Genomic DNA, 13,247 nt, shown 5'->3' on the forward strand with positions numbered 1-13,247 from the left:
TACCACTTTCGTGGTAGTTTTTTTATTCAGCTATATTTATAAATTCAAAGGTTTTAACATTGAAAAGACCTTTGTCAGTAATTTTTATATCAGGTATAACTGGTAGTGATAAGAATGATAAAGTTAAAAATGGATTGAAGTTTAATGATGGAGCAATTTTATCAATGGCAGCATGTAATTTTGCTAAATCATCGATAACCTCATGAGCTTTTCTATTAGTAATAAGGCCAGCAATTTCTAATTTTAATGAAGCAAGAACTGTGCCGTTTTCCACCACAACTATTCCTCCACCTAAACGCTTAATTTCATTACAAGCTAGAATCATATCAGCATCATTAGTACCACATACAATTAAATTATGAGAATCATGAGCTACAGTAGTTGCTATAGCACCAGATTTTAATTTTAATCCTTTAACTATCCCTAAACCTACATTACCTAAATTATGATGTCTTTCTATTACAGCTATCTTTAATAAATCTTTATCAATAGAAGGAATGAAAGTTTTATCTAAATTTAATGATGAAATATCTATTTTAAGATGATTAGTTTCTAAGTTGTTAGGTATTATTTCCATTATATTTAGTTGTGTTTTATTTTCAAGAGAAATATTAAAGTTTTTCTCTGTAAGATCTGGAATATTAATAGTTGACTCAATATTAATGTCCATTACCTCTTCAGCTATATTATCAACAAGTTTATTATCTTGTACTACAAGCACGCCATTTTTATAAACTGAAGAAATTTTAAATGTTGATAAGGAATCAAGTATAATAAAGTCTGCTATATATCCAGGAGCAATGGCACCTTTTGTTTTTAAACCATAACACTCAGCAGTATTTAAAGTGGCCATTTGAATTGCTGTTTCTGGATGAAGTCCCTCTCTGATACACATTTTAATTGAATTATCAATGGAACCATTTCTTAATAAATCATCTATATGTTTATCATCTGTACAGAGACAAAGTCTTCTGCTGTTATGGATGGAAGCACCTTTAACTAGTTCATTTAAATTTTTAGCTACAGTACCTTCACGGATAAGTACGTACATTCCTCTACGGACTCTTTCAATAAGCTCCTCATAAGTGTGACATTCATGATCAGTTTTTATATAAGCAGCAGTATAGCTATTTATTTTATCAATATCAAAGCCAGCTCCATGCCCATCTATAATAGAATTGTTTTTAACTGCATCATAAAGCTTATCTATCATATGTTGGCTACAGTTGATAACTGATGGACTATCCATAACTTCTGCAAGTCCTAAAACTTTTTTAGATGCATATAATGGTTTTAGGTCTAAGCTATTTAATATAGCACCAGAATTTTCAAAAGGAGTTGAAGGAACACAAGAAGGAAGCATAAAGTAAAAATCTAATGGTAAGTTTTCACTTAAATCCATCATAAGATTAATGCCTTTTATACCTAATACATTTGCAATTTCATGAGGATCAACAATCATAGAAGTTATTCCATGAAGTAATGCAGCTTTATAGTATTCTTTAGGTGTTAAAAGTGAACTTTCAATATGAGCATGTCCATCTATTAAGCCAGGACAAATGTACTTTCCAGTACCATCAATTTCTGTTTTGCCAGTATATTCACCTATACCTACTATATATTCACCACAAATTGCAACATCAGAAATGAATGTAGAGTTTTGAAACACATCTACAACAGTGATGTTTTTTATAACTAAATCAGAAATTAGCTGTTTAGATGCAGCTTGTATGTTTTTTATAAATATCTCTTTTTTCATTAATAAATCCACCTCTTCATATGTATCAAACCTTCGTGGACTTTTATTCATAGCAAATATCATTTACGGCGATATTGTAGAAACGCTTAAACCATATTATTAAGCTTATACGAAAGTTATTGTTTATATTATAGTAATCATACGTGAATATGTCAAAGAATAATTTATAAAAAAAGGTGGTATTAAATTTAAGTTAATAATAAATATTCAAAATATGGCAAAAATATGATTTAATAGAGGAAAAGGGGGAGAAAAAATGCCAATAAAGATTCCGAGAGATTTACCTGCATTTAAGGTGTTAAGTGAGGAAAATATTTTTGTAATGAATGATGAAAGAGCTGTTTCGCAAGATATAAGACCTTTAAAAATAGCTATCTTAAACTTAATGCCTAAAAAGATTCAAACAGAAAATCAATTACTTAGATATTTATCTAATACACCACTGCAAGTGGAAATTACACTATTAAATACTGAAAGTTATACAAGTCAAAATACTTCAGTAGATCATATGAAGAAGTTTTATAGTACTTTTAGAGAGATAAAAAATGAAAAATTTGATGGGTTGATAATAACTGGGGCTCCCGTTGAAAAATTACCATATGAAGAAGTACTATATTGGACTGAGCTAAAGGAAATAATGGAATGGAGCAAAAGCAATGTATTTTCAACAGTACATATATGCTGGGGAGCACAAGCAGGACTATATTATCATTATAATATACCTAAATATGAGTTAAAGGAAAAAATGTTTGGAGTATTTAAACATGTAAAATGTAATAGAGGTATAGATTTAATTCGAGGATTAGATGATGTCTTTTATGCACCACATTCTAGGCATACAGAAGTAAGGAGAGAAGATATTATTAAGATACCAGAACTGGAAATATTATCAGAATCTGAAGAAGCTGGTGTATTTATAGTAGCTAATAAAGATAGAAGGCAGGTATTTATAACAGGACATTTAGAATATGAAAGAGAAACCTTAAAGGAAGAATATTTTAGAGATATAAATAAAGGTATACAAATAAATATGCCTAAAAACTATTTTTATCAGGATAATCCTAATAATATGCCTATGGTAACTTGGAGAGGAACAGCCAGTGTGGTTTTTAGTAATTGGCTTAATTATTGTGTATACCAAAATACACCATATGATTTAAATAACTTAAATAATATATAAAAGTATAATTATTTACTAAAAATATAACAAAGTAGAAAAAGGAAGCTTAAATTTAAAGTTGATAAAATTTAAGCTTCCTTTCCTATACTTAAAAAGTCAATAAGTAAGATATATTCAATGGAATTATTAATAAAATTAATTAATAGCATAGGAAATTATAATAAAATGTTATAAATAAAACATGATATAATTATATGGAAAATAAAGGTGTAAAAGTTAAGATGAAATAATTAAAGGGGAGAAAACAATGGGAGTTAATAAAAAGAGACAAAATGAACTTAAAGCTTTAGGGTTTTTATTACAAAATGATAAGGAGTATTTTTCAGTAAGAATATTATCAAAGGCAGGAAATTATACTACAGAGGAAATGAAAAATATTAATTATCTTGCTGATAAATATGGAAGAGGCTATGTAGGGGTTACTACTAGACTTCAATTAGAAATTCCATGGATAAAGGATACTGATGTAGAAAGCTTTATGGAAGAAGCAAAAAAATTAGGTTTAAGACATGGTGGTACAGGAAGAAAGGTGAGACCTTTAGTTTCTTGTAAAGGTACTGTATGCCTTCATGGAAATATTAATACACAAGAAATATGTAGACAATTAGAAGAGAAATATTTTGCAGCAGATATGAATCATAAGTTTAAAATTAATATAGCAGGTTGTGCAAATAACTGTTCAAAAGTAAATATAAATGATATAGGGATAATAGGTAGAAATGTACCAGAATTTAATTTAGAAAAATGTGTTGGTTGCGGATTATGTGTAAGTGCATGCAGACAAAAAGCATTAAAAGTAGTAGATAAAAAGGTTATTAAGGATGAAGAACTTTGCGTTAATTGCGGAGGATGTGTAAGAGCTTGCAACTTAAATGCAGCTACAGCAAAGGAAAAGGGAGCTGAAATATTTGTTGGTGGAAGATTCGGTAGGGAAATGAGACTTGGTGATTCCTTAGGTAGAATCTTTAAGGAAGAAGAAATTATCCCTGTAATAGATAAGATAGTGGAAGCTAGCAAAGAGTTAGGACAAACAGAAGAAAGACTTTCTAAAACATTAGACAGAATAGGGGCAGAAACCTTTGTAAATAGAGTTTTAGAAATGGTAGACGGAAAATAATAGATAATGATGAACTTAGTTAATGATGAATTATGAATTACGAATTATGAATTATGGATGAAATTCTTACAGAATTTCTGAAAAATATATTTTTTAAAATTCCGTTGAGGAATTTATTCATTAATTCATCATTCATCACTCATAATTCATAATTTATAAAAAGGGCTTCTTTTTAGAAGCTTTTTTTAGCTATATAATAATTATTATTAATTTAAATTATGCTGAAAAGTTGTTAATGGATTAGAGAGTGTATATAATTATAAGTATGTTTTTAAATAAAAGTAGGTGGTGAAGTATGTTAGGTCTAATCGGAATAAAAAAGGGTGTAGATGTAAGTATTAGAGAAAAATTAGTGATTTCACCAAGAACTAAAGATTTAATAAGTAATTCATTAAAAAATATTACTGATGAATTTGTAATATTAAGCACATGTAATAGAACAGAAATTTACTTTAAAGGTCAAGACATAAATAAGGAATTAATATTTGAAATTTTAAATTGGGATAAGAGCCTATTAGAGTATGTGTTCTACATAGAAGGTGAAAATGCCGTAAAACATTTATTTGAGCTTGCTTGTGGGTTCCATTCTAGGATATTAGGTGAAGATCAAATTTTAGGGCAGATAAGAGATGCTTATTTAGAAAGCGTGGAAAAAGGTTATATAAATTCAGTGCTTATAAGGCTTTTTGAGGATGCTATAAGTTGTGGTAAAAGATTTAGAAATGATACCAAGCTTTATGAGATTCCAGTATCATCCTCTTCTATTGCAGTAAATAAGATTATGGAAAATAATGCTGAAAAATTAATGGTTATGGGTTATGGAACTATAGGGAAACTAGTGGTTAAATATGCTTTAAGTACAGAGATTAAAGAAATAAACATTGTAGTTAGGGATAAAAGTAAGGTAGAAAAAATAACTGACACTAGAGTGAAAATATTAAGTTATGATGAAGCTAGGAAAAAATTAAATGAAATGGATGGAGTAATAAGCTGCACAGCAGCCAGTCATCTAGTGGTTGAAGAATATCATATAAATAAGGAAGGCAAGGATATATTGCTGATAGATTTAGCTATGCCAAGAGATATTGCTCCACAGCTTGAAAGTTATGAACGAGTACAGCTTTTAGATATTGATAAGATAAGTAAATTGGATGATGAAAATAAGCATTTAAGAATTGAAAGAATGCAAAAAAATAAACATATTATTGATAAATACATAAAAGATTATATGAATTGGCTGAATTTAAGAAGTGTTACCAACTATATTAAAGAATTTAAAGAATTAGGCAACTTTATTGTAAGAGATAGAGTTAAATCTTTTGAAAATAAGTGTAAGGATAAAGAAGATGCCAAGTTAGCAGAAATACTTATAAAAAGCACGTCAGATTATTATATAAATAGAGCCATAAAAGTTTTGAAAAATGAAAGGGCAAAAGGCAGGGAAGATGAATGTCTGAAAATTTTGACGGAGATATTTACGAAAAAATAGAATATATGCCAATAACTTTCTTTGCTAATACTTTAAGAGTTGGTATTATTGGAGGAGGAAGAGGTTCATATATTAAAGCAAGAACATTAAGTAATAGTGGAGTGGAAGTGGAAGTATTATCAAGAGAATTTATTGAGGATTTTCATAGCATTTCGGTGACATTAATAAAAAAAGAATATGATAAAAAGTTTATTGAAGATAAGCATATTGTAATAATAGCCATATCAGATGAAGAAACTATAGATAATATAATAAGTGACTGTAATTCCTTAGCTAAAATATATATTAATTCTTCAAATTTTAAAAATGGCATGGGAGTAATTCCAGTGAAAAGAGAAAGTAAGAATATTTCACTAAGTATAAATACCAAGGTTGGTAATCCCAAGGGTGCAGTAATGCTTGCTGATAAACTTCAAAAGGAAATAGAATCATATGATGATTTTATGAAATTTACAGGAGTTATAAGAAATACTGTTGTTATGGAAAAAGCAGAAAAGCTAAAACTACTTTCTTTTGTTAATAATGAAGATTTTAAATATATATTTGATAAAGGCAAGGGGAAAATAGTATTAGAGTTATTTTATAAGGAGAAAATAAATGGAATTGATTTTAGCAACAAGAAAAAGTAAGCTTGCACAGACACAGACAGAAACTGTTATGGCAATTCTTAAAGAAAAACATAAAATAGATGCAAAAAAGTTATTAGTAGTTACTGAAGGGGATAAAAGACTAGATGTAACTTTAGATAAGATTGGTGGTAAAGGTCTTTTTGTTAAAGAAATAGAACTTGCTCTATTGGAAGGAAAAGCACAAGGAGCTGTTCATTCAATGAAGGATGTGCCATATGAATTAGCAGAAGATTTTGAATTAGTAGCAATGCCAGAAAGAGAAGATGTAAGAGATGTTCTTGTATCAAGAGATGGAATTGCCTTAAAGGATTTAAGAAAAGGAGCTATAATTGGAACAAGTAGCATTAGAAGAGCAGTACAATTAAAAAAGATAAGAAATGATTTAAATATTGTACCTATAAGAGGGAATGTAGGCACAAGATTAGAAAAGATGAAAAATGAAGGTATGGATGGGATAATACTTGCAGCAGCAGGTCTCAAGAGACTTGGCATGGAGGATATTATAACAGAATATTTAGATCCAAAGGTATTCATACCAGCTGTTGGTCAAGGAGCATTAGGAATTGAGTGTTTAAAAAATAGTGAAAGCAAAGAATATTTTAAAGCATTAGATGATAAAGACACTAGAACTGCTGTAGAAGCAGAAAGAAGTTTTATGAAGAGGCTTAATGGTGGATGCCATACATTAATAGGATGCTATGCTGAAATAAAAAATGATGATCTTTATATGATAGGAACATTTGAAGTTAATGGAAAAATAATTGTTAAAGATATAACTGGGAAAAAAGATGATAATATACAATTAGGAATAAAATTAGCAGAAAGCATATTAGAAGTATAGGAGGCTTGAAAATGGGCAAAGCATATATAATTGGCACAGGACCAGGAGATGAAGAATTATTAACTATAAAGGCAGTAAAAGTATTAGAAAAATGTACAGCAGTTCTTTATGACAGACTTGTATCTAATAATATATTAAATTATTTAAAGGAAGATTGTGAAATATACTATTGTGGAAAAGAGCCGGGATGTCATTATAAGACACAGGAAGAAATAAATGAGATGATTGTGAAACTTGTAAAAGATGGTCATATAGTAGGTAGAATAAAAGGTGGAGATCCTTATGTATTTGGTAGAGGTGGCGAAGAAGTTCTATCATTACAAAAAGAAGGCTTAGAATTTGAAGTTATTCCAGGAGTAACTTCACCAATAGCAGTACTTAATTATGCAGGAATTCCTATAACTCAAAGGGGAATGTCACAAGGGTTTCATATAATAACTGGTATGACAGCAGCTGGTGAAAAAATTAATTGGCAGGCACTAGCAAAGGAAACAGGTACTTTAGTATTTATGATGGGGCTTGAAAATATTGAAAGAATAATGAGCAATTTACTTGAAAATGGTAAGGATGGTAGTACTCCAGCTGCTATAGTTATGAGAGGTACATCATCTAAGCAAAAGAAAGTTATTGGTACTGTTGATAATATATGCGCAAAAGCAAGAGAAGCAGGATTAAAGTCTCCATGTATTATAGTAGTTGGAGAAGTAGTAGCATTAAATGAAAAATTATCATGGTATGAGAAAAAACCTTTATTTGGAGCTAATATTTGCATAACTAGATCAAGAGAGCAATCTTCAAACTTAAAAAATAGACTGAGAGATTTAGGTGCAGAAGTTACAGAAATTAATTCAATAAAGATAAAGCCAACAATGGATAATTTAAATGAAGTAAAGAAAAAGATTGATAAATATGATCATATAATTTTAACTTCTGTAAATGGAGTAAATATGTTCTTTGATTATCTAGTTAAAGAGCAAATTGATATTAGAAGTATTAAAGCTAATTTTTCAGTCATAGGAAAAGCAACAAGAAAAGCCTTAGAATCTAGAGGAGTAATGCCATTTATCATGGCTAGAGAATTTGTAGGTGAGGGATTATTTAAGGTTCTTAAGCCATACTTGAAAAAAGGAGAAAAGGTGCTTATTCCATGTTCTTCAAGTAGCAGAGAATATTTAAAGGAAGAAATAGAAGCTTTAGGGTTAAAGGTTGATAGAGTTCATACTTATGATACAGTATGTGGAGATATGAAAAATAGAAAGGCTTTTGAAGAAGTAGATTATGTATTATTTACAAGTCCAAGCACTGTATATAATATGATTAATGTATTTGGAAAAGAAGAAATAGGCAGAAAGATATTAATAGCTATTGGTGGTCAGACTGCAAAGGCATTAAAGGCTAATGATCTTCATTGTTATACTTGTAAGAAGCATTCAGAAGAAGGGTTCTTAGAAGAAATAATAGGAATAAAGGAGGAGTATCATGTTTAGAAGAGGAAGAAGACTAAGAGATACTGCTATCATAAGAGATCTTGTAAGAGAAAATGAGCTTAGTGTAAAAGATTTTATACTTCCTATTTTTGTAGTAGAGGGAGAAAATATAAAAAGAGAAATAAGTTCTCTTAAAGGAAATTACCATTGGTCAGTAGATAGGCTAGGTGAGCTTGTAAAGGAATTAAAGGAAACAGGTGTAAGATCTGTAATAATATTCGGAGTGCCAGAACATAAGGATTGTAAGGGAACAGAAGCTTATAATGAAAATGGAATAGTTCAAAAGGCCATTAGAAAGCTTAGGGAATTAGATGATGAACTATATATAATAACAGATGTATGTATGTGTGAATATACAAATCATGGACACTGTGGAATCCTTCATGGTAAAAGTATAGATAATGATGAAACTTTAGAGTATTTAGGAAAGATAGCTTTATCACATGCTAAAGCAGGTGCTCATATGATTGCACCATCAGATATGATGGATGGAAGAATAGGATATATTAGAAAGGTTTTAGATGATAATGGCTTTAAAATGACGCCTATAATGAGCTATGCAGCAAAATATGCCTCAGGATTTTATGGACCATTTAGAGAGGCTGCTGGTTCAGCACCACAATTTGGTGATAGAAAGGGATATCAAATGGATCCTGCTAATTCAAGAGAAGCAATGCTGGAAATTGAAGCAGATATAAATGAAGGAGCAGATATAATAATGGTTAAGCCAGCTATGTCATATCTTGATATAGTAAGAGAAGCAAGAAACCGCTATGATGTACCTTTATGCGTATATAATGTCAGTGGAGAATATGCAATGGTTAAGAATGCAGGAGAAGCAGGACTAATTGATGAAAAAAGAGTTGCTTTAGAAATGCTTATTTCCATGAAAAGAGCTGGGGCAAAAATGATAATGACTTATTATGCATTAGAAGCAGCAAGATGGCTAAAGGAGGACAATAACTAATGAGAAATGAAGAAATATTTGCTAAGTCAAATGAATATATGCCAGGGGGAGTTAATTCACCAGTAAGGGCATATAGAGATATGGGAATAAATCCTCCAGTAATGAAGTGCGGAAAAGGTGTAATTATCAAAGATGAAGATGGTAAGGAATATATTGATTTCGTATTAGCATGGGGGCCAATGATATTAGGTCACTGTAATGATGAGGTAGTCACTGCTATAAAAGAAATTAGTGAAAGCGCAATAGCCTTTGGAGCACCAACTGAATTAGAACTTCAAATGGCAAGATTTCTTTGTGAGGAAATGGATAATGTAGAAATGGTAAGAATGGTTAACTCAGGAACAGAAGCAACTATGAGTGCCATAAAACTAGCTAGAGGATATACCAAGAAAAACAAAATAATCAAATTTGCTGGCTGCTATCATGGGCATTTTGATGGATTCTTAGTAGAAGCAGGTTCAGGCGTGCTTACAGAAGGTATTGCCGGATCTCTTGGTATACCACAAGATAGTATAAAAAATACACTGATTGGTGTTTATAATGATGCTGAACAAGTAAGGGGATTATTTGAAGCTTACGGTGATGATATTGCAGCTGTTATAATCGAACCAGTAGCAGGTAATATGGGAGTTATTAAGGCTGATAATGAATTTATGGAAACACTTAGAGTGCTTTGTGATGAGTATGGTGCACTGCTTGTTTTTGACGAGGTTATGAGCGGCTTTAGAGTTGCTTTTAAAGGGGCACAAGAATTATTTAATGTAAGACCTGATCTTATAACTTATGCTAAGATAATGGGAGGTGGACTTCCAGCAGGTGTTTACGGAGGAAGAAAAGAAATAATGGAAAATCTTTCACCTTTAGGAGGAGTGTATCAAGCTGGTACTATGTCTGGAAATCCAATAGTTATGTCAGCAGGTTTAGCTACTCTTAATATATTAAAATCACATCCAGAAATATATGAGAAGATAAATCATATAGGACAAATGCTACAAAAAGGTGTAGAAAATATTGCATCTGAAAATAATATAAATGTAGTGGTAAATAGATTTGGTGGGATGATGACTATATTCTTTACTGACAAGGATGCTGTAAGGACATATGAAGATGCTAAAAGCTGTAACTTGGAAATGTTCAAAAAGTATTTCTTATGTATGAATAAGAATGGAATAAATATTCCACAATCACAGTTTGAAGCGTTATTCTTAAGTAGTGAGCATAATGAAGAGCATGTTAAGAAATTCTTATCAGCCTTTAAAGAATTTGCAGAAAATATTAGCAAAAAATAATAGTAATTTGAAAGTTTTGCAAAAAGGGGTTAAAAATTGTTAAAATTAATCGACTATTACATTATAAAATAATTAATGTAGAGGTATTTAATAATTATGAATGAAAAATATATTAATCCATTTTTACAAGCTTTCGTAAATATTATGCCACAATTTGGACTTACGGAAATTTCAAGAAGAAATGTAAGCTTAAAGGGGAGAAGTATAAAAAGTCCAGGTGTAATAGTTATTATTGGGATTTTTGGGGCAGTTAAAGGTAATGTAATATATGCCATGACTGAAGAAGATGCCAAGAAGGTAGCATCAGCAATGATGATGGGAATGCCTGTAAATGAACTGGATGAATTAGCACAAAGTGCCATATCAGAATTAGTAAATATGTTAACAGCAAATGTAGCAACAAACTTTTCTTTAGAAGGAATTCAAATTGATATATCAACACCTACACTTATGAAAGGTGAATTTAGTGCTAATGCATGTACTGATAAAGTTATTTCAGTAGAAATGGCAGCAAATGATGTAGTTATTGATATGAATATATCTTTAGAAAAAATTTAATTAAAGGCAGTTTATCTTAATACAAGATAAACTGTCTTTTATTTTTTGCTGAAAAATAAGAAAATTATTTACTTTACTCATACTGAATCTTTAGAAGTAATGTAATGATAAGTTAGTAATAGTATTTATTTAAAATTTAAAGGAGATACTGTAAAAATAGTAGTAAATTTTTATAATGAATTATGGAGGTAAAAATGAGGAGTAATAGAGCTGTATTACTTTGTGCTTTTGGTAGTAGTGATATTAAGGGGATTGAAGAAAGTATAGGAATCCTGAAAAAGGATATAGAGGTGCATTTTAATTTTAGGATAAAAGTAGAGATTGCTTTTACTTCAAAAATTATTGTAAGTAAGCTTCATAAAAAAGGATATGCCATAAGGGATTTGGAAGGGAGTCTTCAGCACTTGCATGAAAATGGATTTGAAGAAGTAATCATTCAGCCTATTTATATGATGGATGGTTGTGAAAATTTAAAACTTAGAGAGATAGTTTCTTTATATGAAAGTTATTTTAGTAAATTAATTATTAAAAGGAATTTATTTGGTGAAGAGAAAGACTTTAATAAGAAAGCTATTAATGAAACTGCTCATATCATTAAGAAGTATTCTGAAAAATATTCTAATATATTAATAGCAGGTCATGGCTCTAAGGTGAATGATAGCTCAATTTATAATGAAATAAAAAAGAAAACTGAGAGAATGAGTAAAGTAAAGATATATATGGCAACTTTGGAAGGAAAAAATTCTTTAGAAAAAGCTATAGAGAAAATTAAAAAGAATAAAGTTAAAAATATATTGATTATTCCAATTTTTCTTATGAAGGGAAGGCATATAATAATGGATATATCTGAAGGAGAGAATTCTTGGAAGAGTATATTAGAAAGTGAGGGGTTAAGGGTTGAATGCTTGATGAATTCATTGCTTCAGTATAATGAAATACGCAAGTTGTATATTGAAATGCTTGACTTTTCTGACAATTTACAAAGAGGTTAAAAAGTTGTATTATTATTAAGTCATATAGGTGTGATAAAAAAAAGTGATTTAGAGGAGGATGTAGTAATGTACAGAAGAGAGATTGATAATTTATCTCATTCAGCTGAAGTTAAGATTGGATTATTTAACAAAAGTGTACCAAAGTACTTAACATCAGCAATGCTTGGAAGCTTATTTGTAAGCTTAGGAATTATGCTAATTTATTCTATCGGTGGAATAATGCATCATTCTGATATAGGAACATACAAAATAGTTATGGGCTTATGTTTTGGTGTGGCTTTAAGTTTAGTGTTTATGGCAGGTGGAGATTTATTTACTAGTAATGCGATGATAATGACTATTGGTGCTTTAGAAAAGAAAGTAACATGGTTAGATGCGGTTAAAATATGGGTTGCAGTTTGGATTGGAAATATTATGGGTGGTGTTATAGGTGCATTCTTATATGTTTACAGTGGAGCTGCTTCAGGAAAAAGTGATTATATAGGTGAGTTTATAGTAGAACAAGTTGCTATAAAAATGTCAACTCCAGGTGGACAACTATTTTTAAGAGGATTACTTTGTAACATACTAGTTTGTTTAGCAACTTGGATGTGCTATAAATTAAAAGAAGAAACTGCTAAAATATTAATGATTTTCTGGTGCCTATTTACATTTATAACTGCAGGATTTGAACATAGTGTTGCTAATATGGGATTCCTAACTATGGGATTACTATTACCACATGATGCAGCAGTTACAATTGCTGGTTGGTTCCATAATATAGCTTGGGTTTCACTTGGAAACTTTGTAGGTGGAGTATTATTTGTAGGACTACCATACTACTTCATCACTGATAAGAAAAAAGCTAAAAAAGAAGAAGAAAAATTAGCAGCGTAATAAAAAAAAAGATACAGCTTCCGCTGTATCTTTTCAGACTGTTGACAAAGTGTCAACAGTCTT

The 13,247-nt window shown here is 30.2% G+C and carries 12 protein-coding genes and 1 riboswitch; of the genes, 11 read left to right on the top strand and 1 reads right to left on the bottom strand.

The annotated features are described in order from the left end of the window. Positions 1–22: 22 nt before the first annotated feature. On the bottom strand, positions 23–1,759 hold the full coding sequence (ade, locus tag Q5O44_RS00670; protein WP_022166455.1) for an adenine deaminase: 1,737 nt from the start codon (positions 1,757–1,759) through the stop codon (positions 23–25). Between the two features lie 30 nt (positions 1,760–1,789). Further along, positions 1,790–1,892, bottom strand: a riboswitch (purine riboswitch). Positions 1,893–2,015: 123 nt separating this feature from the next. On the opposite strand from ade, the gene metA reads away from it, so the two are divergent. The 11 genes from metA (at position 2,016) to Q5O44_RS00725 (ending at position 13,184) form a co-directional block, all read left to right on the top strand. Next, complete coding sequence (gene metA, locus Q5O44_RS00675) at positions 2,016–2,939, top strand: homoserine O-succinyltransferase (RefSeq protein WP_022166456.1); 924 nt, start codon at positions 2,016–2,018, stop codon at positions 2,937–2,939. 247 nt (positions 2,940–3,186) lie between these two features. Next, on the top strand, positions 3,187–4,056 hold the full coding sequence (locus Q5O44_RS00680; protein ID WP_022166457.1) for a 4Fe-4S binding protein: 870 nt from the start codon (positions 3,187–3,189) through the stop codon (positions 4,054–4,056). Positions 4,057–4,351: 295 nt separating this feature from the next. After that, positions 4,352–5,545, top strand: a complete 1,194-nt coding sequence (gene hemA, locus Q5O44_RS00685) for a glutamyl-tRNA reductase (RefSeq protein WP_022166458.1) — start codon at positions 4,352–4,354, stop codon at positions 5,543–5,545. Beyond that, a complete protein-coding gene (locus tag Q5O44_RS00690) occupies positions 5,506–6,174 on the top strand; it encodes an NAD(P)-dependent oxidoreductase (RefSeq protein ID WP_022166459.1) in 669 nt (222 codons plus the stop codon). The genes hemA and Q5O44_RS00690 overlap by 40 nt, the downstream gene beginning before the upstream one ends. Next, on the top strand, positions 6,143–7,015 hold the full coding sequence (hemC, locus tag Q5O44_RS00695; protein ID WP_022166460.1) for a hydroxymethylbilane synthase: 873 nt from the start codon (positions 6,143–6,145) through the stop codon (positions 7,013–7,015). The genes Q5O44_RS00690 and hemC overlap by 32 nt, the downstream gene beginning before the upstream one ends. Before the next feature lie 11 nt (positions 7,016–7,026). Further along, positions 7,027–8,502 (top strand): uroporphyrinogen-III C-methyltransferase, encoded by a 1,476-nt coding sequence (cobA, locus tag Q5O44_RS00700; protein WP_022166461.1) that lies wholly within the window; start codon positions 7,027–7,029, stop codon positions 8,500–8,502. Continuing rightward, positions 8,495–9,469: a porphobilinogen synthase gene (hemB, locus tag Q5O44_RS00705; RefSeq protein WP_022166462.1), complete on the top strand. Its 975-nt coding sequence runs from the start codon at positions 8,495–8,497 to the stop codon at positions 9,467–9,469. Before cobA ends, hemB begins: the two co-directional genes overlap by 8 nt. Continuing rightward, the gene (hemL, locus tag Q5O44_RS00710; protein WP_022166463.1) at positions 9,469–10,758 is read left to right on the top strand and encodes a glutamate-1-semialdehyde 2,1-aminomutase; all 1,290 of its coding nucleotides are present in this window, start codon (positions 9,469–9,471) and stop codon (positions 10,756–10,758) included. The genes hemB and hemL overlap by 1 nt, the downstream gene beginning before the upstream one ends. A 96-nt stretch (positions 10,759–10,854) precedes the next feature. After that, positions 10,855–11,316 (top strand): chemotaxis protein CheX, encoded by a 462-nt coding sequence (locus tag Q5O44_RS00715; protein WP_022166464.1) that lies wholly within the window; start codon positions 10,855–10,857, stop codon positions 11,314–11,316. A gap of 194 nt (positions 11,317–11,510) precedes the next feature. Further along, the gene (locus Q5O44_RS00720; RefSeq protein WP_022166465.1) at positions 11,511–12,308 is read left to right on the top strand and encodes a sirohydrochlorin cobaltochelatase; all 798 of its coding nucleotides are present in this window, start codon (positions 11,511–11,513) and stop codon (positions 12,306–12,308) included. A 66-nt stretch (positions 12,309–12,374) separates the two neighbouring features. Next, positions 12,375–13,184 (top strand): formate/nitrite transporter family protein, encoded by an 810-nt coding sequence (locus Q5O44_RS00725; protein WP_022166466.1) that lies wholly within the window; start codon positions 12,375–12,377, stop codon positions 13,182–13,184. The last annotated feature ends 63 nt before the right edge of the window (positions 13,185–13,247 follow it).

Origin of the sequence: Clostridium sp. CAG:221 (assembly GCA_000435835.1) — a bacterium.
In the GTDB taxonomy this organism is placed as follows: Bacteria; Bacillota; Clostridia; order Clostridiales; family Clostridiaceae; genus Clostridium.

Excerpts from the sequence above, each read along its gene's own strand:
- ade (WP_022166455.1), bottom strand. The coding sequence starts at position 1,759 with ATGAAAAAAGAGATATTTATAAAAAACATACAAGCTGCATCTAAACAG.
- metA (WP_022166456.1), top strand. The coding sequence starts at position 2,016 with ATGCCAATAAAGATTCCGAGAGATTTACCTGCATTTAAGGTGTTAAGT.
- Q5O44_RS00680 (WP_022166457.1), top strand. The coding sequence starts at position 3,187 with ATGGGAGTTAATAAAAAGAGACAAAATGAACTTAAAGCTTTAGGGTTT.
- hemA (WP_022166458.1), top strand. The coding sequence starts at position 4,352 with ATGTTAGGTCTAATCGGAATAAAAAAGGGTGTAGATGTAAGTATTAGA.
- Q5O44_RS00690 (WP_022166459.1), top strand. The coding sequence starts at position 5,506 with ATGTCTGAAAATTTTGACGGAGATATTTACGAAAAAATAGAATATATG.
- hemC (WP_022166460.1), top strand. The coding sequence starts at position 6,143 with ATGGAATTGATTTTAGCAACAAGAAAAAGTAAGCTTGCACAGACACAG.
- cobA (WP_022166461.1), top strand. The coding sequence starts at position 7,027 with ATGGGCAAAGCATATATAATTGGCACAGGACCAGGAGATGAAGAATTA.
- hemB (WP_022166462.1), top strand. The coding sequence starts at position 8,495 with ATGTTTAGAAGAGGAAGAAGACTAAGAGATACTGCTATCATAAGAGAT.
- hemL (WP_022166463.1), top strand. The coding sequence starts at position 9,469 with ATGAGAAATGAAGAAATATTTGCTAAGTCAAATGAATATATGCCAGGG.
- Q5O44_RS00715 (WP_022166464.1), top strand. The coding sequence starts at position 10,855 with ATGAATGAAAAATATATTAATCCATTTTTACAAGCTTTCGTAAATATT.
- Q5O44_RS00720 (WP_022166465.1), top strand. The coding sequence starts at position 11,511 with ATGAGGAGTAATAGAGCTGTATTACTTTGTGCTTTTGGTAGTAGTGAT.
- Q5O44_RS00725 (WP_022166466.1), top strand. The coding sequence starts at position 12,375 with ATGTACAGAAGAGAGATTGATAATTTATCTCATTCAGCTGAAGTTAAG.